General features: G+C 70.5%; 19 protein-coding genes and 3 pseudogenes. 5 read left to right on the forward strand and 17 right to left on the reverse strand.

Annotated elements, in window-relative coordinates; genetic code table 11:
- Positions 1 to 139: 139 nt before the first annotated feature.
- The 3 genes from HHL28_RS05025 (at position 140) to HHL28_RS05035 (ending at position 2,834) form a co-directional block, all read left to right on the forward strand.
- Positions 140 to 901, forward strand: coding sequence for an ABC transporter permease (locus HHL28_RS05025; protein WP_075771560.1), 762 nt, complete (start codon positions 140 to 142; stop codon positions 899 to 901).
- Positions 898 to 1,656 (forward strand): ABC transporter ATP-binding protein, encoded by a 759-nt coding sequence (locus tag HHL28_RS05030; protein WP_083699175.1) that lies wholly within the window; start codon positions 898 to 900, stop codon positions 1,654 to 1,656. Before HHL28_RS05025 ends, HHL28_RS05030 begins: the two co-directional genes overlap by 4 nt.
- A 290-nt stretch (positions 1,657 to 1,946) precedes the next feature.
- Entirely contained in the window at positions 1,947 to 2,834 is an 888-nt protein-coding gene (locus HHL28_RS05035; RefSeq protein ID WP_169654819.1) for a hypothetical protein, read from the forward strand.
- A gap of 10 nt (positions 2,835 to 2,844) precedes the next feature.
- Here HHL28_RS05035 and HHL28_RS05040 read toward each other — a convergent pair whose 3' ends face one another.
- The 16 genes and pseudogenes from HHL28_RS05040 to HHL28_RS05115 form a co-directional block, all read right to left on the reverse strand.
- Complete coding sequence (locus HHL28_RS05040) at positions 2,845 to 4,155, reverse strand: DUF3422 family protein (RefSeq protein ID WP_075771562.1); 1,311 nt, start codon at positions 4,153 to 4,155, stop codon at positions 2,845 to 2,847.
- A gap of 269 nt (positions 4,156 to 4,424) precedes the next feature.
- Entirely contained in the window at positions 4,425 to 4,589 is a 165-nt protein-coding gene (locus tag HHL28_RS05045; RefSeq protein ID WP_169654821.1) for a hypothetical protein, read from the reverse strand.
- Complete coding sequence (locus HHL28_RS05050) at positions 4,553 to 5,422, reverse strand: hypothetical protein (RefSeq protein ID WP_169654823.1); 870 nt, start codon at positions 5,420 to 5,422, stop codon at positions 4,553 to 4,555. Before HHL28_RS05050 ends, HHL28_RS05045 begins: the two co-directional genes overlap by 37 nt.
- 927 nt (positions 5,423 to 6,349) lie before the next feature.
- Complete coding sequence (locus tag HHL28_RS05055) at positions 6,350 to 7,177, reverse strand: hypothetical protein (RefSeq protein ID WP_169654825.1); 828 nt, start codon at positions 7,175 to 7,177, stop codon at positions 6,350 to 6,352.
- Positions 7,178 to 7,278: 101 nt separating this feature from the next.
- Entirely contained in the window at positions 7,279 to 8,073 is a 795-nt protein-coding gene (locus HHL28_RS05060) for a MinD/ParA family protein (RefSeq protein WP_075771564.1), read from the reverse strand.
- Between the two features lie 64 nt (positions 8,074 to 8,137).
- Positions 8,138 to 9,094: a flagellar biosynthesis protein FlhF gene (locus HHL28_RS05065; protein ID WP_404326554.1), complete on the reverse strand. Its 957-nt coding sequence runs from the start codon at positions 9,092 to 9,094 to the stop codon at positions 8,138 to 8,140.
- Between the two features lie 52 nt (positions 9,095 to 9,146).
- Positions 9,147 to 11,266: pseudogene (gene flhA, locus HHL28_RS05070) on the reverse strand (flagellar biosynthesis protein FlhA).
- A gap of 11 nt (positions 11,267 to 11,277) precedes the next feature.
- Positions 11,278 to 12,754, reverse strand: a pseudogene (locus tag HHL28_RS05075) (sigma-54-dependent transcriptional regulator).
- Between the two features lie 250 nt (positions 12,755 to 13,004).
- Entirely contained in the window at positions 13,005 to 13,844 is an 840-nt protein-coding gene (locus tag HHL28_RS05080; RefSeq protein WP_169654827.1) for a motility protein A, read from the reverse strand.
- Positions 13,845 to 13,848: 4 nt separating this feature from the next.
- Positions 13,849 to 14,166, reverse strand: coding sequence for a flagellar motor switch protein FliN (fliN, locus tag HHL28_RS05085; protein WP_075771568.1), 318 nt, complete (start codon positions 14,164 to 14,166; stop codon positions 13,849 to 13,851).
- 20 nt (positions 14,167 to 14,186) lie between these two features.
- Entirely contained in the window at positions 14,187 to 14,807 is a 621-nt protein-coding gene (locus HHL28_RS05090; protein ID WP_169654829.1) for a FliH/SctL family protein, read from the reverse strand.
- Between the two features lie 164 nt (positions 14,808 to 14,971).
- The gene (fliF, locus tag HHL28_RS05095; protein WP_075771570.1) at positions 14,972 to 16,627 is read right to left on the reverse strand and encodes a flagellar basal-body MS-ring/collar protein FliF; all 1,656 of its coding nucleotides are present in this window, start codon (positions 16,625 to 16,627) and stop codon (positions 14,972 to 14,974) included.
- A 510-nt stretch (positions 16,628 to 17,137) separates the two neighbouring features.
- Positions 17,138 to 18,625 (reverse strand): phospholipase D-like domain-containing protein, encoded by a 1,488-nt coding sequence (locus HHL28_RS05100; protein WP_075771571.1) that lies wholly within the window; start codon positions 18,623 to 18,625, stop codon positions 17,138 to 17,140.
- On the reverse strand, positions 18,625 to 18,804 hold the full coding sequence (locus HHL28_RS05105) for a CsbD family protein (RefSeq protein ID WP_075771572.1): 180 nt from the start codon (positions 18,802 to 18,804) through the stop codon (positions 18,625 to 18,627). The genes HHL28_RS05100 and HHL28_RS05105 overlap by 1 nt, the downstream gene beginning before the upstream one ends.
- Positions 18,805 to 18,888: 84 nt before the next feature.
- A complete protein-coding gene (locus tag HHL28_RS05110) occupies positions 18,889 to 20,646 on the reverse strand; it encodes a DUF4153 domain-containing protein (RefSeq protein WP_075771573.1) in 1,758 nt (585 codons plus the stop codon).
- A 4-nt stretch (positions 20,647 to 20,650) separates the two neighbouring features.
- Complete coding sequence (locus tag HHL28_RS05115) at positions 20,651 to 21,067, reverse strand: MAPEG family protein (RefSeq protein WP_083699177.1); 417 nt, start codon at positions 21,065 to 21,067, stop codon at positions 20,651 to 20,653.
- Between the two features lie 176 nt (positions 21,068 to 21,243).
- Between HHL28_RS05115 and HHL28_RS05120 the strand changes: the two genes are divergently transcribed.
- Positions 21,244 to 22,056, forward strand: a complete 813-nt coding sequence (locus tag HHL28_RS05120; RefSeq protein ID WP_075771574.1) for a class II glutamine amidotransferase — start codon at positions 21,244 to 21,246, stop codon at positions 22,054 to 22,056.
- A gap of 115 nt (positions 22,057 to 22,171) precedes the next feature.
- Here the strand turns inward: HHL28_RS05120 and rnd are convergent, their stop codons facing one another.
- Complete coding sequence (gene rnd, locus HHL28_RS05125) at positions 22,172 to 23,326, reverse strand: ribonuclease D (RefSeq protein ID WP_075771575.1); 1,155 nt, start codon at positions 23,324 to 23,326, stop codon at positions 22,172 to 22,174.
- 190 nt (positions 23,327 to 23,516) lie between these two features.
- On the opposite strand from rnd, the pseudogene aspS reads away from it, so the two are divergent.
- Positions 23,517 to 25,321 (forward strand): annotated as a pseudogene (gene aspS / locus HHL28_RS05130) (aspartate--tRNA ligase).
- Positions 25,322 to 25,326 lie beyond the last annotated feature (5 nt).

The raw sequence follows: 25,326 nt of genomic DNA on the forward strand, positions 1-25,326 counted from the left end.
CGCCGCTATGATGGCCCGGCGCAGTGGGGCATGGCCCCATCGCGCCGGAGGCCGGCGACCGCCGGCCCGCAGGCACGTGCCTGCGTAAGCCAAGGGTGCGTGAGCGCCCGCCCGGCGTTTGAGGGAACATGTAAGCGGTATGCCTAAGCCTTCACAATCCAAGCGCCTGCTGCTGGCCTTCGCCGGGGTCGCCGCCTTCCTGTTGCTCTGGGAGGCGGTGCCCTGGTTCGGGCTGGTGCGGCCGATCCTGTTGCCGCCGCCCTCCGCCATCCCGGAGACCTTCTGGCGGGAGGTGCAGTCGGGCGCCTGGCATACGGCGGTGCTGAGCAGCCTGGGCCATTACCTCTGGGGCCTGTTCCTGGGCTCCTTCCTGGGTGTGGCGCTGGGCGTGCTCGCGGGGATGAGCCGGTCGCTGGAGGACTTCACCAGCTGGGTGGTGCGCCTGCTGCGGCCCATCCCGGGCTTGGCCTGGGTGCCCTTCGCCATCATCTGGTTCGGGGTCACGCCGTCCGCGGCCATCTTCATCATCGTGGTCGGCGTCTTCTGGATCAACTTCTTCGCCGCCCTGGGCGCGGTGCAGGCCGTCGACCGTGACCTGATCGAGCTGGCGGACGCCTTCGGCCACCGCGGGCCCGTGGCCAAGCTGTTCAAGGTGATCCTGCCCGCCAGCGTCTCCCCCATCATGGCGGGCCTGCGCACCGGGTTGGGGCAGGCCTGGATGGCCGTTGTGGCGGCGGAGCTGTTCGGCGTGCCGGGCCTGGGCCAGCGCATGATGCAGGCGTCCAGCCTGCTCGCCACCGACATCGTGGTCGTCTACATGATCACCATGGCCGTGCTCTACGGCATCATCGACTCCACCTTCGTCGCCGTGCGCGACCGGCTGCTGCGGTGGAAGGCATGATCAGCATCAAGGACCTGTCCCTGGCCTTCCCGGGGGAGCGCGGGCCCACCACCGTGCTCCAGGACTTCGACCTGACCATCGGGCGGGGGGAGTTCGTGGCCGTCGTCGGCGCGTCCGGCGTCGGCAAGTCCACACTGTTGCGGGTCATCGCCGGTCTGGTCAGGCCGCAGTCCGGCAGCGTGGTCTCCGACCAGGGACCCACCCCTGGCCGCCGGCCCTATGCCCTGGTCTTCCAGGACTCCCGCATGCTGCCCTGGCGGCGGGTGGTGAAGAACGTGGAGTTCGGGCTGGAGGGCCTGGGCCTGCCGAAGGCGGAGAAGCGCCGCCGCGCGCTCGACGCTCTGGCCCTGGTTGGGCTGAAGGACAAGGCCGACCGCTGGCCGCACCAGCTTTCCGGCGGCCAGCGCCAGCGCGTGGCCATCGCCCGGGCCCTGGCCGTGGACCCGGACCTGTTGATGATGGACGAACCCTTCGGCGCCCTGGACGCCATCACCCGCCAGACCCTGCAGGATGAGCTGGTGGATCTCTGGCAGCGCACGGGCAAGACCATCCTGTTCGTCACCCACGACATCGACGAGGCCGTGTACCTCGCCGACCGGGTGGTGCTGCTGGCCGGCAGCCCCGCCGGCGTGCGGTCGGAGGATCAGGTCACCACCCCACGCCCGCGCCGCCGTGACGATGCCCAGGCCCGCGCCACCGCCGCCGCCATCCGCGACCGCCTTTCCGACTATGTGGAGCAGGGGGCTGGCATCTGACCCTGGTCCGGGACCTATGACTTTCCTGCGCCTTTGTTGAATTCCGCCTGCCGCAGACCTAGCCCCATCCGATCTTTCGGGTTAGTACTGTCGGCGGGGAGCGGCTCGTGATGCCGGCTCCGGTCAACAGGCGGGCAGGGGGCGGCATGGTGGATCTGCTGGAACGGCCGGACACGCGGGCGGGCGCGGGCGACATGGACCCATCCCCCGCCCGGCTTCCCCCTGCATCGGCCGCCCCGATTGCAAGCCTCGGCCCGCTGTCGGGCGAACTCCGGCAGGAGTGTGAGGCCATGCTGCGCCATGCCCTGGGCCAGGGGATGGCCCTGCCGCCGGACGTGATCGCCCTGACGGCCCCGCTGGACCGGCCGGAACCCCCGACCCTGGTGGAGGTGGCCGCCCTGCATGGCCGCCTGGCCCAGGTCATCGCCCCCGCGTCCCCGCGCACCGTCTGGCTGCTGCAGAACGACCCCTACCGCGACTCCCTGCTGGGCGCGTTCGGTGCCTTGCCGAACATCCGCCGCATGTTGCTGGCGACACTGGTCTTCCTGGGCCTGTTCATCCTCACCAGCCTGTCCGACCAGGTGAACGACCAGACCGTGTCGAAGGACATGCTGGAACTGGGCGGTGCGGAGCTTCTGCTGGTCCTGACCTTCATGATCTGCGCCGCCGGGCTGGGGGCCTGCTTCCATGCCCTTTACACGGCCCACGGGTACGTGACCAAGGGGACCTATGACCCCCGCTATGACAGCTCCTATTGGATCAAGATCGTGCTGGGGGTCGTGGCCGGCCTGCTGCTGTCCCAGGTGATCCCGGTGGAGCAGCAGACGGCGCGGGACGTCTCCATGACCAAGCCGCTGCTGGCCCTGGTGGGCGGCTTCTCGGCAGAGCTGGTGAACACAATCCTCCAGCGGCTGGTCCAGACCATCCAGTCCCTGTTCAAGGGCGACCCGTCGGAAAGCCAGGACGCCAAGGAAAAGGCCATGAAGGCCCAGGCGGACCGGGACCTGGGCCAGCGCAGCCTGCTGGCTGCCAGCGACGTCTTCGCCCTGCGGGAGGCCGTGGCCTCTGGCGCCCCGCCGGAAAAGGTGTCGGCCCTGGCGGACCAGGCCATCGGCACCCTGCTGCCAGAGGCGGCGGACCGGCTGAAGCAGGCCACCACGGCAGCACCGGCGCCCTGACCGGGGGCGGTCACTTCTCCTCGGAGTTCCCCAGCGCCTTGCGCAGCCGGCGGACCCCCAGCCAGACCGCGGCGATGACCACGGGCACCGCCAGCGCCCCCATGGTCTCCTTGGGGAAGTGGACTCCCAGGGCCGGCAGCCCCTCCACCATGTACTTGCCCAAGCCCAACAGGTAATAGGCGATGGCGAAGACCGACAGGCCTTCCACCGCCTCCTGGATACGCACCTGGGCGGCGGTGCGCTCCTCCAGGCTCTTCAGGATCTCGGCGTTCTGCTCCGCCCGGTGCACGTCCACGCGGGTGCGCAGCAGCCCGCTGGCCCGGGCGATGCCGTCGGCCAGGTCCTCCTGGCGGCGGGCCACCGCCTCACAGGTGCGTACCGCCGGTCGGAACCGTCGCTCCAGGAAGCTGCCCAGCCGTTGCAGCCCCTTGATCCGCTCCTCCCGCAAGCCGCCGATCCGCTGTTCCACCAGCTCCGCATAGGCGGCCGTGGCGCTGAAACGGTAGCGGCAGCGGCTGGACAGGGCCTCGGCCTCCGCGGCCAGCCGGGTCAGCTCATCCAGCAGGCGGTGCTCCTCCGCCGCGTCGCCGGCCGTGTCGGGGGCGGCGGTGCGGGCCACGATCTCCGCCAACCTTTGCTCCATCCGTGCCAGGGGCCGGCCCGACTCGCGGGCGGGGATCAGGCCCATCAGGGCCATCATGCGATAGGTCTCCACCTCCAGCAGCCGCTGCACCAGCCGGCCCGACCGGTTGGGCGACAGGGCCACGTTGCGCACCAGGATGCGCACATGGCCGTCCGGCCCCATGCGGAAATCGGTCCAGACCAGCGCGTCCCCGCCATGGACGATGCTGCCCACCACGTCGCCGCTGGGGAAGTACAGGGCCAGGCTCTCCGGCCCGTGGAACGGCTCCGTGTCCACCTCCAGCTTCAGGTGCACGGCCGCCAGCCGCTCCCCCGGCAGCCGGGCGATCCAATCGGCCAGGGCGGGCGTCAGGGCGCTCCAGTCGTCGCCGTCCGCATCGGGCACCGTCTCCACCACCATGACGGAGGTGAATTCCGTGTGCCGCTCCCACTTCACCCGGCGGCCCTCGACCTCAAGCTGGACCTGCCTTGCGTCCGCCGGTGGTTCGGGAAGGCCATGGGCCTGGCACAGGGCGGCCAGGTGGCTGCGGTCGCGGGCCAGCTCCCCCGTCAACTGGGCCACATGGGTGATCCGCGCCGGGCTGTTGATGCGCATGGACGGGCGCGCATGCACCTCGTCGTTCAGCATGGCGCGTAGGGGATGGTCCACCGGGCGGACCGGTTCCTGCTCGAGCGGCACGGCGATCCTCCGATCGGTTCGCTCCCATCATGACCCCTGAACAACCCCGCCGCCAAGCTGCGCGTCTCGTCGCAGCCCATCAAGCGGGTGCCCGTCCCCTCTCCCTGGGGAGAGGGTGTCGAGCGAAGCGAGGCGGGTGAGGGAAGTGGGCGTAGGAACCGACGCCAAACCACCTCGTCTCGCGGATCCCGTCCCCTCATCCGGCGCTGGCGCGCCACCCCCGGATCAAGTCCGGGGCAGGCTTTCTCCCCAGGGAGAAGGGGCAAGGCTCAAACGTTCGCCCCCCGGCCCCTTGCCTGGGGCCGGACCCAGCGGTGGGCGCCGGTCTGGAAGGACAGGTTGCCGGTATAGCCCGCCACGTCCAGGCTGGCGCGGAAGATGCCGCCCAGCTCCTGGGTCAGGCCGGTGGGCAGCAGGTCCCGGGTGCGGACCACCAGGTCCAGTTGGCCCGGCCGCACCAGCCCGTCCAACTGCATGGGCCCCAGCCGGTTGAAATCCAGGTCCAACAGGAAGCGCCGGGCCTTCTCCTTCTTCTCCCCCTCCGCCTCGGCCTCCTCGTCCCCGCCTTGCGGACATAGAGTTGCAGCCGCGTGACCTGGGCCTGTTCGGCGAAGGGCAGGGCGTAGCAGCGCCAGCCTTCCGGCAAGGGCTCCTGCGCCCGGGCCTGGATGGCGCGGAAATCTTCGGACAGGCGGGACAGCAGGTCCTGCCGCCCGGCCTTGGACAGGGCGCCCTCTCCCTGTTCACCCAGCCAGTCCGCCGCCTCACCGCCCCGCAGGGCTGCCAGGAAGAAGGCGATGTTGGCGGCCAGCCGCTTGTTGGGCTGGGGCAGGATGGCGGCCGCCAGGGCCTTGGCAAGGCTGGGGTCCGTGGCGACCAGAACGGCCATGGCCTCCTTCAGGGCCGGCCAGTCCCGGCCATGCAGCGGGTCGATGGCGGGCAGTGTGGGCGCCGCCAGCTCCGGCGCCAGCACCGCCAAGGCCAAGGCGGTGCCCGGGGGCAATCCTTGCGGGATGCGGGCCTGGAGCAACAGGGTCCCTTGCGCCGTGGTCACCAATGGCTGCCCGGCCAGGGACGTGCCCACAAAGGTGCCGGGCAAGGTCGGCTCCTCCGCCGGGACGGGCGCGGTGATGCCGGGCGCGGGCAGGCCCTCGGCCGCACCGCCCAGGGACAGGATGCGCACCTGCACCGGCTGCCCCGCCGTCAGCCGGGGAACGGACGCCTCCACCGCGCTGCCGAAGGGGCGGGCCAAGGGTGCGGCCGGCACGGCGGGGCCTCCCTCGGAACCTGTTGCGGCAGGTATTCCGGTCGCCGGCGTCGGCAGGCCAGGCCCTGCCGGGGCTGGGGCGGCCGGGGCCAGGTTCGGATTATCCGGTGCCATAGGCGGAGAAGGGAGCGGGACCGCTCCGCCGGGGGGAAGCGGGGGCGGCTGCGCGCTTCCGGTGGCTGCCGGGAGGGGGATGCCGGCCGGGGACGGGGTACCGTCGGCCCGGCCGGGACGGGCAAGGCCGTGCCGGCTCGGGCGGGCGGGGTCTCGGCCGTGGGGGCACCTGCAACGGGGCCGCCAGCCGATGTACCGGGACCCTGGGGTGGGGGTGGCGTCCGGCTCCCGTCCGCAGGGGCTGTCGGCACGGGGGTTGGCGTTGGCGCGATCGGGACAGGCCCGGCAGAGACGGGTGGGGCCGGCGCTGCTCCTGCCACGGCCGGCTGTGCCGCCAGGGTGGGGGTACCCACCGGGATGGCGGCCCCTTGGCTCCCGCCTGCCGCCGCCACGCTGGGGCCGGCCTGCCCCTGGGATGGTGATGGGCTTGGCCCGGACGGGGCCTGGGTGGGCGTGGCAGGACCCGCCGACGCTGGTGCCGCCGGCTGCGGCGGGATGCCGGCGGGACCGTCGGGGTGGCAACAGGGCCCGGAGGGGATGGGGCTGCCGCCAGGGTCGGCGTCGCGCTTCCCGGCAGGCCGGCCGGCGCGAGCGGTCCCCCCGGCATGGGGACTTGGGCCGTACCGCCTGTCCATTGCCCCGGCTGTAGCTGTCCCTGGGCTGGCACGGTACCGCCGGCCGTCACCGGCGTGGTGGCCTGGCCGGGGACTGTCGGTGCCGGTGGCTGGGGTGCCGGGGCTTGGCCATTCGGAGCCGTCATTATCGCTGGCCCGGTCTGGCCGAACATCCCGGCGGGGTCCGGGCCCGTCCTGGCTAGGAAGCGGCCATAGGCGGCGATGGCGCCGGGCAGGGCGTTGTTGCCGGGCAGGAAGGTCTCGGTCCCGACCGTGCCCGGTGGAACTTGCCCGGTGCCTGGTGGGCCGGGGTTGTGCCGGGGCTGGCCCTGCGGTTGCGGCGTGGTGCCGGGATCGGGGACCGGGGCAGGTTGGCCAGGGATGCCAGGAAGGATGTGGCCGCCGCCGGAACCGGCTTCGTGGCGGGGCTGGCCGGGGGTGGTGTGGGCGCGGGGGCGGCCTGCGACGGGGTTGCCGCAGGGACGCTGCCCTGGGGCTGCTCGGGGCTTCCGCCGCCGCCGGTGCTGCCGCCCGTGGGCCGGAACAGGCCCAGCCCCGCCGACGGGGCCGGTGCGGGCGCGGGGGTGCCGGAAGCGGCCGGGGCCGGGGACTCGCCACCGGGGGACGGCCGGGCCGGACTGGCCGCCGGGTCCTTGGGCGGGTTCTGCTTCGGCGGTGCCGCCACCAGCACGGCACTCACCACCACGCCCGGCTGCATCACCGGTTGCTGCGCTTGCGGCGGCGGGGTCGGGGCCTGTGCCTGTGCCGCGGGGGCGGGGGCCTGGGCCTCCGCCGGGCGGGCCAGGGGGGCTAGGGCGGCGGCCCTCATGGTGGCGCCGGGCACCTGTGGCGGCACCTGCAACGTCACCGGACGGTCCGTGGGCAGGGGGCTGCTGGTGCGGACCTGCACGTCGCCCGCCTGGGTGCGCAGGGTGGCCGTGCCTTCCTGCTGCTCCACCACCTTGCCCGCCAGGGTCAGCGCCTGGGGCAGGCCCGCCAGCTTGTCCGGCAGCCTGGTGACCAGCACGTCCCCAGCGGGACAAGCCCCGCCGTCCCGCCGGCCACGGGGCCGGCGGCGGTGAACAGGCTGCTGGTGATGCTGGCGCCCGTCATGGCCGGGGCCGGCGGTTACAGGGTCTGGGCCAGCTTCTGCGCCACCGTGTCGATGTCGTGTGCCGCGTCGCTGGTGGGGGAACGGGTCAGCAGGGGCACCTGGGTCTTGATGCTTTCCCGCACCTTCAGGTCGCGGCGGATCACGCCGGCCACCTGGGGCACCTTGTTCAGGAACTTGCGGCAGGCCATGGACAGGGTGTCGAAGGTCTTGTCCCCCTCGGTCCGGGTCTGGGCCATGTTCACCACCACCCGCAGGTCCGCCATGGGGTTGGCCTGATAGGCCAGCTTCAGGAAGGCATAGGCGTCGGTGATGCTGGTGGGCTCATCCGTCGTCACCACAAGCGTGGTCCCGGCCAGGCTGGAGAAGGTGCGTACCGTGCGGTCCACCCCGGCGCCCAGGTCGATGATGATGACGTGGTAGATCTTGGCCAGGTCCACCAGCTCGCTGCGGATCTGGGCCAGCTTCTGCGGCGGCAGGTTGGCCAGGTTGCCGGAACCGCTGCGCCCGGCCAGGATGTCGAAGCCCCCGTCGGGATAGCGGGTGATGGCCCCCGACATGGGCACCAGCCCGTCGATCACCTGGCCCAAATCCCGCTTCGGCATCAGGCCGAGCTGGATGTCCACGTTGGCGAGGCCCAAATCGCCGTCGAACAGCAGGACTTTCCTGCCCAGTCGCGCCAGGGCATGGGCAAGGGTGATCGAGAAGAAGGTTTTGCCTACCCCGCCCTTGCCGCTGGCGACGGCCAGGATGTTGGGGCGGCGCAGCGGGGTGACGTTGGCCGGCATGGCCATGGAGCTGAGGTCGGTCATGCGTGGGTCCCCGTCTGCTTGGTGCGGCGCGGCTGCTGCTGGGCGGCTTCCATCTCGGGCATCATCAACTTGGCGAGCGTGGTGGGGGTGAGGGGGTCAGGCCCCCCGCCACCTTGGTGGTCGTCCCGGCATCTGCAAAAGCCAGGCCAGCCCCGTGGGCCGCCGCCAGCAGGCTGCCCAGGCGGCGGGCCATGTCCAGCCGGGTGGGCAGCAGGCGCTTCGCCCCCACCTGCCGGAAGGCCAGCGCCGTCTCCACCGCCTCCACCGCGTCCATGCCGGCGGGCAGCACCAGGATGGGCTCGATGTCCGCGGCCACCAGCAGGTCGCGCAGCTCCTTCATCTCGGCGGCGGAGTAGGGGTTGCGGCCGGCGCTGTCCACCAGCACCTGCTCCATCCCCTTCTGCACCAACAGGGCGTCGGCCAGGGCCATGGGGTCCTCCACCGTGATCAGCCGCAGCTTCAGCACGCGGGTGAAGGCCTGCAACTGCTCGATCCCGCCGGCCCGGTCCGTGTCGGTGGAGATGACGCCGATGGGCTTCTTGGCCAGGGCGGCGCGGGTGCACAGCTTGGCCACGGTCAGGGTCTTGCCCGCCCCCGGCGGCCCCACCAGCATGACGGGCCGGGGGAAGCGGCCGTCGCTCAGGGGCTGGAAGGCGAAGACGCTGTCCAGGGCGGCTGACAGGGCCATCAGCGGGTCGCGCACGTCCAGGGTCTCGATGCTCTCCATCATCGCCTGGTTCACGTCCGGCGGCACGCCGTGGCGGATCAGCGCCTCCGACACCTGGTCCAGCGGGTCCGGCCCGACCGGGTCGATGAAGCTCAGGGGCGACGCCGCGGTGCCGTTGGCGGGCCCGCCGGCCCCGGCGCCGAACAGCTCCTCCTCCTCGATGGCGGCGGTGACCCGCACGCCGACCCCTTCCTCCTCGCGGGAGGCGACGATGATGGCATCGTCGCCCAGGACCTCGCGCACCAGGCGCATGGCCTCCTGCATGGTAGGGGCGTGGAAGGATTTCAGCCGCATGCCGTGCCTGCCTTCCCCGGCGTCACGCCGTCATGTTGTCCTTGCCACCCCATCAGATCATCCCCAGCGTCTTGATCTTGGCCTTCGGGTGGATCTCGTTCTGCGACATCACCACCGTGGACGGGCGGAACCGCTCGATGATGGAGCGGACATAGGGCCGGATGCCCGGCGTGGTCAGCAGCACCGGCGCTTCCCCCTGCATGGCGAACCGCTCGAAGCTCTGCCGCACCGCGCCGATGAACTGCTGGAGCTGCGTCGGCGCCATGGCGAGCTGCTTGTCCTCCCCGTCGCCGACGATGCTCTCGGCGAAGGCCTGCTCCCAGTCGGGCGACAGGGTGACCAGCGGATATAGCCCATCTCGTTGGTGTTGGCGTCGCAGATCTGCCGCGCCAGCCGGGCACGGACGTGCTCGGTGATCTGGTTCATGTTGCGGGTATAGGCGGTGGCCTCCGCGATGCCTTCCAGGATGGTGGGCAGGTCGCGCACCGACACCCGCTCGCTCAACAGGGTCTGCAGCACGCGCTGCAACCCGCCGACGGTGATCTGCCCGGGCACCACGTCGGCCACCAGCTTCTGGTGCTCCTTGCCCATCTCGTCCAGCAGCTTCTGCGTCTCGGCATAGGACAGCAGCTCCGCCATGTTGTCCTTGATCACCTCGGTCAGGTGGGTGGTCAGGACGGTGGGCGGGTCCACGACGGTATAGCCCTTGAACAGGGCCTCCTCGCGATAAGCCGGCTCCACCCACATGGCGGGCAGGCCGAAGGTGGGCTCCACCGTCGCCTCGCCGGGCAGGGTGATGCGCTCGCCCCGCGGGTCCATGCAGAGCAGCATGGTGGGCCGGATGTCGCCCCGGCCCGCCTCGATCTCCTTGATCCGGATGACATAGGTGTTGGGCGGGAGCTGCAGATTGTCCTGGATGCGCACCGACGGCAGGATGATGCCGATGTCGCCGGCCAACTGCCGGCGCAGGCCCTTGATCTGGTCGGTCAGCCGGTGGCCCACCTCCGTGTTGATCAGGGCCAGCAGGCCATAGCCCAGCTCCAGCCGGATCAGGTCGATGGCCAGGGCGGTGGAGATGGGCTCCTCCACCGGCGGGGGCGGGGCGGCGCTGGCCACCACCTCGGCCGCCAGCGCCTCCTGCTCCTTCTCCTTCAGCTTCGGCAGGTAATAGGCCGCCGCCGCCAGCCCCAGCCCCATCAGGAAGAAGGGGATCTTCGGCATGCCGGGCAGCAGGCCCACCACGAACACCAGGAACGCCGTCAGCCCCAGCGCCGCCGGGTAGAAGGTGAGCTGCCCCACCACCGCCTTGTCGGTGGAACCCTGCCCGCCCGACTTGGACACCATCAGACCGGCCGCCAGCGACACCAGCAGGGCCGGGATCTGCGAGACCAGGCCGTCGCCGACGGTCAGCAGCGTGTAGGTCTGGGCCGCCTCGGCGAAATCCATCCCCTTCTGGCCCATGCCGATGACCATGCCGACGCCGACATTCAGGAAGGTGATGACCAGGCCGGCCACCGCGTCGCCGCGCACGAACTTGCTGGCACCGTCCATGGAGCCGAAGAACTGGCTCTCCTCCTCCAGCTCCTTGCGGCGCTTCTTCGCGTCGTTCTCATCGATCAGGCCGGACGACAGGTCGGCGTCGATGGCCATCTGCTTGCCGGGCATGGCGTCCAGGGTGAAGCGGGCCGCCACCTCGGCGATGCGGCCCGAACCCTTGGTGATGACCGTGAAGTTCACCAGCATCAGGATACCGAAGACGGTCACCCCGATGATGAAGTTGCCGCCCATGATGAAGGCGCCGAACGTCGCGATGACGTGGCCGGCCGCGTCCTGGCCCTCATGCCCATGGCCCAGGATCAGGCGGGTGGAGGCGAGGTTCAGCGCCAGCCGCAGCATGGTGCTGACCAGCAGGATGGTGGGGAAGCTGCTGAACTCCAGGGGCTTCTGGATGCTCAGCACCACCATCAGGATCAGGATGGAGAAGGCGAAGGAGATGACCAGGCCCACATCCAGCAGGAAGGTGGGCAGCGGCACGATCAGCACGGTGACGATGGCGACGATGGCGAGCGCGAAGCCCACCTCGCCGCGCTTCACCGACTCGCCGATGATGCGCAGCGCGTCCATCGCTGACGCGACGTTCCCCCCTCCACCTGGTTGCGTCTGGTCGGTCATGGCTCAGCCCGTCACGCCGTCGCCCGCTCGTCCGCCTCGACCCCGCCGGCCGGCGGCGGGATGGACAGGCCGCCCTCGGAATACTCCTTCAGCTTGTTCCGCAGGGTGCGGATGGAGATGCCGAGGATGTTCGCCGCGTGGGTCCGGTTGCCCAGCGTGTGCTTGAGCGTGTCGATGATCAGGTCGCGCTCCACCTCCGCCACGGTGCGGCCCACCAGGCCCTGGGTGCCGGTGGAGCCGGCGGGGGCCGGGGCGGCAGCGGCAGGGGCCGCCGGGGCGTAGGCGTTGGCGGCGTAGGGGTTCGCCGCATAGGGGTTGGGCTGCGGCGGGCGGGCCACCACGGGCGGGATCACGGGCGTCGCGGCCGGGGCCGGGGGCTGGTAGCCCGGCTCCGCCCCGGTCAGCATGATGGCCTCCGGCCCGATCTCCGTCCCCCGGGCCAGCAGCACCGCGCGGTGCAGGGTGTTCTCCAGCTCGCGCACGTTGCCGCGCCAGTGGTGTGACTGGAGCAAGGCCATGGCCTGGGCGCCCACGGTGCGTTCCGGCAGGCCGTTGGCCTCCGAATACTTCTTCGCGAAGTGCCCCGCCAGCAGGGCCACGTCCTGGGGCCGCTCCCGCAGGGGCGGCAGGTTCAGGCTGACCACGTTCAGGCGGAAATACAGGTCCTCGCGGAACCGCCCGGCCTTGGCCTCCGACAGCATGTCCCGGTTGCTGGTGGCCAGGATGCGGATGTTGACCTTGACCGGCTGGTTGCCGCCCACCCGGTCGATCACCCGTTCCTGGATGGCGCGCAGCAGCTTGGCCTGCAGGCGCAGATCCATCTCGCTGATCTCGTCCAGCAGCAGGGTGCCGCCGTTGGCCTCCTCGAACTTGCCGATGCGGCGGGCCACGGCGCCGGTGAAGGCGCCCTTCTCATGGCCGAACAGCTCCGACTCCAGCAGGTTCTCGGGGATGGCGGCGCAGTTGACGCTGATGAAGGGGCCGTTGGCCCGCTTGCTCTTGCGGTGCAGGTAGCGGGCCATCAGCTCCTTGCCTGTGCCGGACTCGCCGGTGATCAGCACGCTCGCCTCCGACGGGGCGATCTGGTCGGCCAGGGCCAGGGTGGCGGCCATGGCCGGGTCACGGCTGACGATGCTGTGGCTTTCCTCCGCGATGGCCTCCAGCACCGCGCCGATCAGGGCGGCGTCGGGGGCAGGGGATGTATTCCTTCGCCCCGGCGCGGATGGCGCGCACGGCGGCCTGGGCATCGGTGCCCACGCCGCAGGCCACGACCGGGGCGGCGAACCGCTCGGCCTTCAGCGCCTCCACCAGCATGCCCACGTCCAGCTTGACGTCCACCATCACCAGGTCGGCGCCCTGGCCGGTGCGCAGGGCGTTCATGGCCCCGTCGATGCTGTCGGTATGGGCCACCTTCGCGCCCTTCTGCAGCGCGATCTTGCCGGCGGCGCTGATATAGCCCTCGAGCGTGCCAACGATCAGGAGACGCATCGGTCCAACCCCTTTGTGGGCTTGTCTTGGTGGTGTGCCGGGTAGCATGTCGGCGTGGCAGGCACCGGTACGGCGGATGGATGAGCTGATTCCCCGCGAAGGCGGGGGTCCACAGTTCTTTCACCCCGGTCCAGGCGGTAACCCGGTCAAAAATCGTGGACCCCCGCCTTCGCGGGGGAAGCGGATTCCTCCGGGGAAGCCGTCGATCCATCCCATATCCCGCCATCATCTCACTCATAGGCGCTCACCCTCAGCTCCGGGGCAGCACCGTGTTGATCAGGATCTCCAGCCGGCGCGGGTTCTCCTGCCGGGCGACGCTGCCGGCGGCCAGCATGTACAGCCCGTCCACCAGCGCCTCGTTCTCCGCGTTCCGCTCCACCTTGGCGGCCAGGGGGGACAGCACCATGCTGCCCAGCACCGCGCCATAGAAGGTGGTCAGCAGGGCCACGGCCATGGCCGGGCCGATCTTGCCGGGGTCGTCCAGGTGGCCCAACATCTGCACCAGCCCCACCAGCGTGCCGATCAGCCCCATGGCCGGGGCCACCTCCGCCGCGCGGCGCAGCACCGCGGCCCCGGCCCGGGCGCGGGCCAGGTTGGCGTCGATCTCGGTGCGCAGGATCGCCTCCGCATCCTCCGCCGGCAGCCCGTCCACAATCAGCTCGATGGCCCGGGCCAGCACCGGCTGGGACCGGGCCGGGCCCACCAGGGGTTGGAGCGCCAGGGGCCCGTTCTTGCGGGCGAAGTCGGCCAGGGCCAACACCCCGTGCGCCACCTCCCGCACCTCCTCCGACGGGGCCACCGTCGCCCGGGCCAGGCAGCGGCCCGCCGCCCTCATGTCGCGCAGGGAAAAGCTGGCCATGGTCACGGCCAGGCTGCCGCCCAGCACGATCAGCATGGACGGCAGGTCCAGGAAGGCTCCCGGGCTGCCGCCCAGCACCAGGGCGGCCAGGATCATCAGCAGGGCGGCCCCCAGCCCCAACAGGGTGGCCAGGTCCAACCGCTTGCCGCCGCCGGGCAGGCGGGGCAGGCCGCCGCGGCCGGGGACCGCCTCGGCCCGCCTGTTCCCCGATCTGGTGTCGGCCGCTGTCATGGCGTCAGCCCCGGTCCGACTTGATGATTTCGGTCATGGTGATGCCCAGCCGGTCCTCCACCACCACCACCTCGCCGCGGGCGACCAGACGGTTGTTCACATAGATGTCGATGGCCTCACCCACCTTGCGGTCCAGCTCCACGACGGAGCGGGGGCCCATCTTCATCAGGCTGCTGATGGGCATGGTGCAGCGGCCCAGCACGGCGCTGATCTGCACCGGGATGTCGTAGACGGACTCCAGGTCCTTGACGACCGGCTGGACCTCCAGGTCCGTCCCGGTCGTCCTGCCCTCGAAGTCCTTGAGGCTCATGTCGCTGGCCATGGCTCACGAATCCTTGCGCGTCATTCGGCGGGGACGGGGATGGGGTCGGGCAAGGCGGCAGCCACCGGCACGGGCGTGACCGCCGCCATGGGCACCGGCGTGCCGGGCCCGCCCGGCCTGTCGGCCAGCAGGTCGCCAGCAAGCCGCTCGATCTCGCGCCACAGGGACGTCGCGTCGCGCTCCGCGCCGCCGGCGCCCCAATCGGCCTTCACGTCCAGCTCCCCCAGCCGGTGGTCGGCAAGCACGGTGACCGTGCCGGGGAAGCCGTGGCGGGCGGCCAGGGCGTCGATCCGCTCCCGCAGCCGGTCCAGCCAGGCCTCGTGCACCTTGATGACCAGCTTGGGTTCCTCAGCCAGCTCCTCCAGGAAGCCGGCGACCACCGCCTCCACCTCCGCCAGCCCGTGGCGGCGGACAAAGGCGGGGAACAGCTTGCGGACCACGGACAGGGCGATGCGGGGCGTGTTCTCCCGCCGCAGGGCCAGTTCCGCCTGCTGGGCCCGCACCAGGGCCGCCAACTGCTGCTCCACCCGGCCCAGCGCGTCAGCCAGGGCCTTGTCGGCCTCGCGGTCCGCCTCGGCCCGGCCCAGGGCGCGGCCTTCCTCCACGCCGGCCGCGTGGGCGTCACGCTGGGCCTGCTCCACCTGCTGCCGCACCTCGGCGATGGTGAAGGTGGGCTCCGGCGGGGCGGCGGGGGTGGGGGCGGCTTCGGCAGCTCCACGGGCTGGGGCGCGGCGGCCCGCGTGGTGCCGTCGTCGAAGGAATGGTCGAACAGGAATTTCTGGATGGTGGCCATGTCCGGTCAGCCTCAGCTTTCCTGGTACAGCCAGTTGCGGATGATGGAGACGGCCTCCTCCGGGTGCTTCTCCACGATCTCGCCCACCTTCCGCAGGGAGGAGGCGCGCACGCGCCCGTCCACGCGGTTGATGTCGATCATCTGTTCCAGCTCCTCGTTGGCCTGGGCGGCCTCCATGGCCAGCTCGCGGGCCAGGGCCCCGCCGCCGGGGCCGGCAAGCTGCGGCACGCCGCCACCCTCGGACAGCAGGTCGGGCTCGTCCTCAAGCTGCGGGGTGCGGTCCAGGGCGCGGGCCACCAGGGGCTTGATCACAAGCAGGATCACCAGGATGGCGACGATGGCCAGGATGACCGTCTCCGCGATGCGGTAGATGTCCTCCTTCGGCATGCCGAACGGGCCCAGCTCCTCGCCGGCCAGATTGTCCTCCGGCACGGCGAACTGCATGTTCACCACCTCCACCGTGTCGCCGCGGGTGGCGTCGAAGCCGATGGCGCCCTCCACCAGCCGGCGGAGCTGGGCCAGCTCCTGCTCGTTGCGCGGCTGGTAGGTGCGGGCCCCGTCCTGGGCGACCGTGTAGTTGCCGTCCACCAGCACGGCCACGGACATGCGGCGGACCTGCCCGCCCTCCCGCTCATGCACCTTGACGGTCTTGCTGATCTCGTTGTTGACCGTCTCTTCCGTGCGGGTCCGCTTCTCGGAGGAACCTGACGTGGCCGCGTTGGCCGCGTCCGCGGTGGGCAGGTTGTTGGCGACGGTGACCGGGTCCACCCCGTCGCGGTTCTGGGACTCGCTGTTCTCGTTGATGGTCTGGGTGCTGCGGGTCACCACGCTGTCGGGATCGAAGATCTCGCTGTTGGTGGTGACGCGGTCGAAATCCATGTCGATGGTGACGCGGGCCTGCACCTTGCCGTGGCCCACGGACCGGCCCAGCAGTTCCTCGATGGTGCTGGTCACCTGCATCTCGCGGGCGACGCGCTTCTCCTCGGCGGAGGCCAGCAGCGCTTCCGGCGTGTTGGACTGCATGCCACGGGACAGCAGGTTGCCCTTGTCGTCGATGATGGACACGTTGCCGGGGTCCAGGGCCGGCACCGCCGCGGCCACCAGCGTCTGGATGGCCACCACCTGCTCCCGCTTCAACTGCTGGCCGGGGCGCAGCTTCAGCAGCACGCTGGCCGTGGCGGTCTGCGCCTGGCGGGCGAACAGCTCGCGCTTGGGCAGCACCAGGTGCACCCGGGCCGCCTGGACCGGTTGCAGCGTCTGGATGGACTTGACCAGCTCCCCTTCCTTGGCGCGGAGCTGCTGCACGTTCTGCATGAAGCTGGTGGTGCCCAGGCTTTCAGGCTGGTTGAAGATTTCGTTCCCCACCGTGCCGCCGGCGGGCAGGCCCTGCTGGGCCAGTACCATCTTCAGCCGGCCCACCTGGTCGGCCGGCACCTCGATCCGCGACCCGTCGACGCTGGCCTTGAACGGGACCTGCTGCGCCTCGAGCTGCTGCACGATGGCGCCGCCGTCGGCGGGGGTCAGGTCGGTGTAGAGCGGCACCAGGTTCGGCTGGGACCATTGGGTGCCCATATAGGCGATCAGCCCCACCACCAGCAGCATGACCGCGCCGATGCCGGCCAGCCGTGCCGGACCCAGGTTCCGCAAGGTCTGCAGAAACGACTCCACGGGTGGTGCCTCCCCAAGGCAATGCCGGATAGGGTGAATCTACAAGGGATTACCCGACATTTCGAGGGAGGATGACCCCGAACGATGAAGCTTGGCTTAATCAAGTGGGCAAAAATTGCCGGATTTGCCCGGGGTGTGTCAAAAGAATCACGCTTTCGGCAAGGGCGGATTCCCCTTTCGGAATCACATGCAGAATGCAAGGGCAGGGGCGCGCCGACACTGGGCCGGCCATGACGGCCCAGCCATCGCGCGGATGGACAAAATTCCTATGGTCTGGCATCCTGCCAAGCGGCACCCCCAGCGGGGCCGCGGGTCTTGGACAGGGTGAAGCCGTCAGGGGAATAGGGTGGGGCACTGTCTCGATCCCACCCCTTAAGGAGACAACGGAGACACAATCCGAAACCGGTCGCGTTAGTCTCCTTAAGGCGTAAAGCCCAGCAATATCAACACTCTGTCATGAGACACGCGTCACCTTAAGCGTCACCTTTGGTCACCTTAAGGTAAGGTTAGTCACCGCCGCCGCTTCCGGTGGGCCCAGCTCCAATCCACTTGGTGGATCAGGGATTGCAGCGGCCAGCGGGGCCGTTCCGGGTCCAGCAGCTCGGCCTCCACGACGAAGGCACCGGCGGGGCCCAGCCCGTCGCTGTGCAGGGGCATCAGGGTCCGCCCCGGGCGCTGGCGCATGGCCTCCACCACCGCGACCATGGAGCCGTGCTGCGCCTCCGCCGCCCGTACCTCGTTGACGCTGCTGCCAAGGTGCTCGGCCAGCAGCCGGTACCGGAAGCTGGCAATGGCCTGGGCCTGCTCGTCGGTCTCGGCCTCCACGGCGATGTCGCATTCCGTGTCCAGGCCCATGGACCGGTTGTTCACGTTGCTGGACCCCACCCGCAGCAGCCGGTCGTCCACCACCAGCACCTTGGCATGGACATAGATCTTCCGGCCGCGGGCGGTCAGGGGGGCGTAGATGCCGAAGCGGCCGGGCGGGGCGGCGGCGCGCAGGGCGGCGACCAAATGGTCGCGGGCGGTGCCCATGGCCTGCTCCTCCAGCCAGCCATTGGCCTCGGTGGGGTTGATGACCACCACCTCCGGCCCGTCCGGGTCCTGCACCTTCTCCAGGATGGCCTTGGCGATCAGGCGGGAGGCGAAGTACTGGCTTTCCAGGTAGATGCGCCGCCGGGCGCCGCGGATGGCGGCCAGCCACAGGGCCTCCACCTCATGGGCCTCCTCCTGGTCGGCGAAGGCCGGCTGGGTGCGGGCGATGCCCAGCCGCACGTCGGTCATCAGCGGCCGCAGCCGCTCCGGCCAGGCATCCTTGCCCGGGGTGGGGGCGGGAAGCTGCACGCCGGTGGCATGCCGCCAGCGCTCCCGGGCCAGCTCCCCCAGCGCCTTGGCCGCGTCGCCGTCCACGGCGGTGGTCACGTCGTGGAAGGGTTGGTAGCGCAGCCCGCTGGGCCGCCGCCGGTGGTGGTCATAGTCCAGGTGCTCGCTGGTGTCCCAGCGGTCCGACGTCATGTCGATCCCGCCGCAGAAGGCCAGGGTGTCGTCGATCACCAGGATCTTCTGGTGGTGGCAGGCCCCCACCGGATGGTCCGACGCCAGCCGGTACTGCAGCCGGTCCCCGGCCAGCCAGTCCAGGACGAACAGGGGCGCCATGCCGCGGAAGGTGGCATTGAACATGGCGTAGCGCCACTTCAGCACATGGATGCGCAGGTGGGGCTTGGCGCGCACCAGCCAGGCCAGGAACCGCCCCAACTGCCGCGGCGGCCCGCGCCGGGGGGCGTCGGGGTCCAGCTTGATCCGCGTGTCGAAGTCCCAGGCGACCAGCATCACCTGGTGCTCCGCCTTCATCAGCGCCTCGCGCGCCGCGGCGAAATAGTCGGCGGCGTCCACGATGGTGGCGAAGCGCCCGGCATGCTCGATGCGCCAACAGGTTTCGCCCGGCCGCAGGACGCGGCCGGGCGATTCAAGGTCGGACTGGGATGCAGCCTGAGGGGCCATCAGCGCTTGAGGTCGCGGATGGCGTCCTTCACGTGGCCCTTCATCTGGTCGATCTTGCCCGACGCCTGGTCCTCGCGACCCTCGCGGCGCAGCGCCGGGTCACCGGTCAGGTCGCCGGCAGACTCCTTCAGCTTGCCCTTGGCCTCATCGAAGCGGCCCTTGGCCTTGTCCTCGTTCATCGCTGCCTCCAATCGGTTCGCGCCCCGCCAACCTTGGTTGGGCGTCCGCATCAGGAAACAGCGGCGGCGGCGTTTCGGCCCAACTCAGCCCGGCGGGCCCTCCAGCAGCAGCAGCTTCAGCTTTTGGAGCCGGGGCGGTGCCCCGTCCTCCTGGCGCAGGGACAGTTGCACGACATGGACCCGCACCCGCCGGGCGGGCCCGGAGACATCAAGGAACCCCGCCACCCCGGCCTCGTCCGGCTTGACCCGAAGGAGGTCGAGGGGGGCCAGCCGGTACCGCGTGTCCCCGCCCAGGTCGATAGCCAAGCCATCCTCCCAGCCCGCCTCCAACCAGGGGATGGGTACCGGGCTGGCTTGGGGCATGCCTTTCTCAGACCAGACGAAGACAACGTGGCGGACCCGGGTGAAGCCGGTCGTGTCCAGCCCGACGGCCCTGTCCGTCGGCAGGGCGGCACGGATCGAGGTGGCGGGCGGGGACGGCGCCTCGCCGCCGCCGGCTTGGCGCTTCGGGGCCCGCCGGCGGTCCCACGGACCGATGTACTGGGCGCCCAGCCGCTCCGTGATGTACTTCGCGCCCGACAGTTGCCCGACCTCCGGAAGCCAGCGCTCGAGGCGCCATGTCTCCCCCGCCTCGACCAGGGCATCGACGGCGGCGGAGACCTCCTGGTTCACGCTGTCCGGCAGGACCCTCTCGCCCACCTGCAGGACGCCCCCGACCAGCACGCCCGCCTGGGCCAGCTCCGCCTCCAGCCGGACAACCTGGCTCCGCCCGGTCAGGGCGCCGGCGGATAGGGGGCCCACGGTACCCAGCAACAGGACCGCGCAGCCGATGCCCAGCAACGACCTCGTCCCCAGGTCGAAACGGTGGCGGGCGACCCACCAGCCGATGGACAGGGCGAAGCAGAAGGCGGCCAGGGCAAGCGTCACCCGGTCCGCCGTCCAGCCATGGGCCGCGACGCGCTCGTACACCGCGAAGGCCAGCAGCCCCGTCGGCAGCACCAGTCCCGGGAAGAACAGGCGCAGGAACAGCCGGACATGCCGTGGCCGCCCCTGGTCCGGGGCATGGGCCGCCAGCCAGGCCGCCAGCCCGACCACCCCCAGCGCCCCCGCCAGCATGCCGATCTCCCCGTTGGGAACGGCCCCCCGGATCGGGATCAACAAGGCATAGAGGTGGACCAGCAGCACATAGGCCCCGGCAAGGGGCACCAACAGCCAGACGATGGCCAAGCGGAGGGCCCCGGGCTCGAAGGGGTCGGCGTCCTGGTCCGGGCGCGGGATCCCGGCCAGCGCCACCGCCTGCGCCACGAAGCAACTGACGTAGTAGGGGATGATGCCTTGCACCTTCACGCCGAAAAGCACCTTCAGGGCCCCCGCCAAGGCGAAGAAGGCAAGAAGCGTGGCGACGCCGATCAGGATGCCCAACCCGGCCCCAACCCAGGCGCGCGCGTTGGCATTCCGCGTCACCGCGTCCCCCTCCTTTCCGGGCCCGGCGACGGCGATGGCGGCCGACAGCAGGCTCGCGACCAGCAGCAGGCCAAGCTCCACCTCGGCGAGGCCACCCAGGGTGCCCAGGGCGAAGGTCAGGGCGGCCCCGCCCAAGGCGAGGCCGTGCCGCGTCGCGTCCCCCGGGCCCCGCCGCTCCCCGAAGGCGGTGCAGGCCGTGGCCACGAAGAAGCATGCGAGGACGGCCGGGTCGAAGGGTTCATCCCCCAGGCTTTGGCGCTTCAAGCCCATCCATACGTTGGCGACCAGCGAGACGCCCGCGACCAGCAAGGGCACGGGGAAGCGCCGGATGAGCCCGATCACCGACGGGCCACCGGTGAATGCCTGGAGGTCGCTCATTGACTTACCCCGCCACCAGGACCAGCCGGCCCCACAGGAGCAGCAGCACCGCCCAGCCCGTGAGATAGGCGAACAGCCGATGCCGGACGTCGTTGTAGGACAGGTGGATGAAGGCCTGCACCACCCGCGCCGCCACATAGGCCCAGGCCAGGGCGACGAACAGCCCGTCCGCCTTTCCCAGGGCCAGCACGGCCACGCAACCGGCATAGAAAACCGGCGGCGCCTCGAACAAATTGTTCAGCGCCCGGGCCGCGGCGGCCACGGGGCCCGGCGGCTCCGCCCCGGTCATGGCCTTGAAGTGGGACAGCTTGATCTGGCCCGACTTCACCGCCCCCACCCGCAGGTAAAGGACTCGGCAGGCCACGGCGAAGGTGAAGAAGACAAGCGCCGCCATGGGATAGAGCAGACCCGACACACTCATTCTCGAAACTCCTCCCTTATGGTCCGGCCATCATACCCCTTCCTGGCGGGGGAGGGGACAACCATCGGCGCGCCCTAACCCCGCCCTTGTCCCGCCCAAAACCGATGCCTACGCTAGGGTATGGGCCAAGGGGACGCGATCCCCACAAGGCCATGACGGGAGCAAGGGGGTTCGCGATGTGCCGGTGGCTCGCCTATGGCGGTGAACCGATCGCCATGGACACGCTGCTGTTCAAGCCGTGCAACTCGCTGATCCGGCAGAGCTTGTCGGCCCAGCGCAGCATCGCGCCGACCAACGGCGACGGCTTCGGCCTGGGCTGGTACGGCCACCTGGACCAGCCGGGCCTGTACCGCGACACCATGCCCGCCTGGAACGACGCCAACCTGCGGTCGCTAGCCGAGCAGATCCGCTCGCCCCTGTTCTTCGCCCATGTCCGCGCCTCCACCGGCCCGGCCACGGCGCGGCTGAACTGCCACCCGTTCCGCTATGACAAGTGGCTGTTCATGCACAACGGCCAAGTGGGCGGCTGGACCGACATCCGCCAGGCGGTGGAGGGCGGCATCGACAAGCGCCTGTACAAGCACCGCGAGGGCTCCACCGACTCCGAGGCGCTGTTCTACCTGCTGCTGGGCCATGGCTTCGCGGAGGACCCGGCCGGCGCGTTCGCCCGCGCCATCCGCCAGGTGCTGGGCCTGATGGCGGCGGAGGGGGCGACGGAGCCCTTCCGCATGACCGCCGCCTGCTCCGACGGGCGGAAGATCTACGCCGTGCGCTGGTCCAGCGACGGCAAGTCCCCCAGCCTCTATTGGGCCCGGGGCAGTGTCCTGGAATGCGCGGAGGGGAAAATCCGCTTCGGCAAGGGCCAGGACGGCGTCCTCGTCCTCTCCGAACCGCTGGATGAGGACACGGAGCAATGGACCGAGGTGCCGGAGGGCAGCCTGCTGGTCGCTGATCGCGGGCGGGTGGAGGTGATGCCGTTCGGGGTGTGAGGGCCTGATGCCGCCGGGCATCAGGTCCTGGCGGCGGCGGCTGCCGCGCGGCCTCATGGCTGCGTAAGCCAAGCCGCGGATGCGGCGCCCGGCGCTTGAGGGACGGTAAGGACCCTCAGCCCTTCAGGTCCACCAGCTTCACCCGCTTGTCGCTGATGGCCAGGGCAAGGTGCCCGTGCTTCAGGCGCAGGGCGGCGTCGCCGAACAGCTCCCGCCGCCAGCCGGACAGGGCGGGGACATTGGCGTTATCGTCGGCGGCGATGGACTCCAGGTCGGCGGCGTTGGCGACGAGGCGGCTGGCCACCTCATTCTCGTCGCAGACCATCTTCAGCAGGACGCGCAGCAGCTCTACGATGGGGGTCAGGCCCGGCGGCATCTCCGGCCGTGGTTCGGGCCGGGGAAGCTCCCGGTCGGGGATGGACAGGGCGGCCTGCACGGCGGCCAGGATCTCCGTGCCATAGCGGCCGCGGGCCAGCCCCTCGCCCAGGCCGCGGGTGCGGGCAAGGTCGTCCACGCTGGTGGGGGCATGGGCGGCGATCTCCATCAGCGCCTCGTCCCGCAGGACGCGCTGGCGCGGCAGGTCCTTGCGCTGGGCCTCCCGCTCCCGCCACGCGGCGACTTCCTTCAGGATGGCCAGGAAGCGGGGCTTCTCGGTCCGCACCTTCAGCCGCTTCCAGGCGTCCGCCGGCTCCAGCCGGTAGGTGTCCGGGTCGGTGAGGATGCCCATCTCCTCCCCCAGCCAGCCCTGGCGGCCGGTCTTGGCCAGCTTGCGGGCCAGCTTCTCATAGGCCGGGCGCAGGTGGACCACGTCGGACAGGGCGTATTGCAGCTGCCGGTCGGTCAGCGGCCGGGCGGCCCAGTCGGTGAAGCGGCTGGACTTGTCGATCCTGGCATTGGTCAGCTTGGTGATCAGCGTCTCATACCCCACCGAGTCGCCGAAGCCGCAGACCATGGCGGCGACCTGCGTGTCGAACAGCGGGGCAGGGATGCGGCCTGTCAGGTGGAAGAAGATTTCCACGTCCTGCCGCGCCGCGTGGAACACCTTCAGCACGCCCGGGTCGTCCAGCAGGGTGAACAGGGGCGCCAGATCCATCCCGGGGGCGAGGGGGTCGATGGCCGCGGCTTCCTTCGGCCCCGCCACCTGCACGAGGCAGAGCTGGGGCCAGTAGGTCTTCTCCCGCATGAACTCGGTGTCGACGGTGACGTAGTCGGCACCTTTTTGGCGGTCGATGAAGGCGGCGAGGTCGGATGTCGTCGTGATCAGGGTCATATCGGGTGTTTACACGACCAAGCGGCCCGAACGGAAGCCGATAGGTGACAACGCCGTGTACCTTCTTGGTCTGCCCGGCGGCCCGCCCCACCTTGACAAGCCGCCCGCATCCGTGCGGTGTTGCGCGCCGCCGCCTGCGGACCGTATCCCGCGGGCCCAACCGCCATTGCCCCTGGATCGGTCGCCCGATATGCACGCCTACCGCACCCACACCTGTGGCCAACTCCGCGACACCGACGCTGGCGCCATCGTGCGCCTGTCCGGTTGGGTCAACCGCAAGCGCGACCATGGGCAGTTGCTGTTCATCGACCTGCGGGACCATTACGGCCTGACCCAGTGCGTGCTGGACATCTCCGGCCCCCACTTCAAGACGGCGGAGTCCCTGCGGCTGGAGTCCGTCATCACCGTGACCGGCAAGGTGGTGAAGCGCACGGCAGAGACCATCAACGAGAAGCTGCCCACCGGCCACATCGAGGTGCAGGTGCAGGACCTGGAGGTGCAGAGCGCGGCCGACCCACTGCCGCTCCAGGTGAACAGCGACCAGGACGCGGGGAGGAGCTGCGCCTGCGCTACCGCTTCCTGGACCTGCGGCGGGAGAAGATGCAGCGCAACATCCTGCTGCGCAGCCACGTGATCGCCAGCGTCCGCCGCCGGATGATCGACCAGGGCTTCACCGAATTCCAGACGCCCATCCTGACCGCCAGCAGCCCGGAAGGGGCGCGCGACTTCCTGGTGCCCAGCCGCAACCACCCCGGCAAGTTCTACGCCCTGCCGCAGGCGCCGCAGCAGTTCAAGCAGTTGCTGATGGTCAGCGGCTTCGACCGCTATTTCCAGATCGCCCCCTGCTTCCGCGACGAGGACAGCCGCGCCGACCGGTCGCCCGGCGAGTTCTACCAGCTCGACTTCGAGATGAGCTTCGTGACGCAGGAGGACGTGTTCGCCGCCATCGAGCCCGTCATCCACGGCATCTTCGAGGAGTTCAAGGACTTCACCGGGGTGAAGAAGACGGTCAGCCCGTACCCCTTCACCCGCATCCCCTATGACGAGGCGATGCTGAAGTACGGCTCCGACAAGCCGGACCTGCGCAACCCGCTGGTCATCACCGACGTGACCGCCGTGTTCCAGCGGCCGGACGTGGAGTTCAAGGCCTTCAAGGGCGTGATCGAGAAGGGCGGCGTGGTCCGCGCCATCGGCGTGCCCGGCGTGGCCGACCAGCCCCGCAGCTTCTATGACAAGCTGAACGACTGGGCCCGCGGCCTGGGCGCGCCGGGCCTCGGCTACATCATCTTCAAGGACGGCCAGGGCACCGGCCCCATCGCCAAGTTCGTGCCGGAGGCGGCCCAAGCCGACCTGCGCGCCGCAGCCGGTTTGGAGGACGGCGACGCCGTGTTCTTCGTCTGCGACCAGGCTGGTCCCGCGGCCAAGCTGGCCGGCCAGGCGCGGACGGAGATCGCCAACCGGCTGGACCTGATCGACAAGACCAAGTTCGAGTTCTGCTGGATCGTCGACTTCCCCATGTACGAGTACGACGAGGAGCGGAAGCGCATCGATTTCAGCCACAACCCCTTCAGCATGCCCCAGGGCGGGCTGGAGGCGCTGCTGACCAAAGACCCGCTGGAGATCAAGGCCTTCCAGTACGACATCGTCTGCAACGGCGTGGAGCTGTCGTCGGGCGCCATCCGGAACCACAAGCCGGAGATCATGTACAAGGCGTTCGAGATCGCCGGCTACACGGCGGAGGACCTGGAGGCCAAGTTCGGCGGCATGCTCAGCGCCTTCAAGCTGGGCGCCCCGCCGCACGGCGGCTCCGCCCCCGGCATCGACCGCATGGTCATGCTGCTGGCCGATGAGCCGAACATCCGCGAGGTCATCGTCTTCCCGCTGAACCAGCGCGCGGAGGACCTGCTGATGCAGGCCCCCAACAGCGTGGCGCCGGAGCGGCTGAAGGAACTGCACATCAAGTTGGACCTGCCGAAGAAGGCCGTGCAGGGCTGAACTTC

The organism is Aerophototrophica crusticola (genome assembly GCF_012913305.1).
Taxonomy (GTDB): domain Bacteria; phylum Pseudomonadota; class Alphaproteobacteria; order Azospirillales; family Azospirillaceae; genus Niveispirillum; species Niveispirillum crusticola.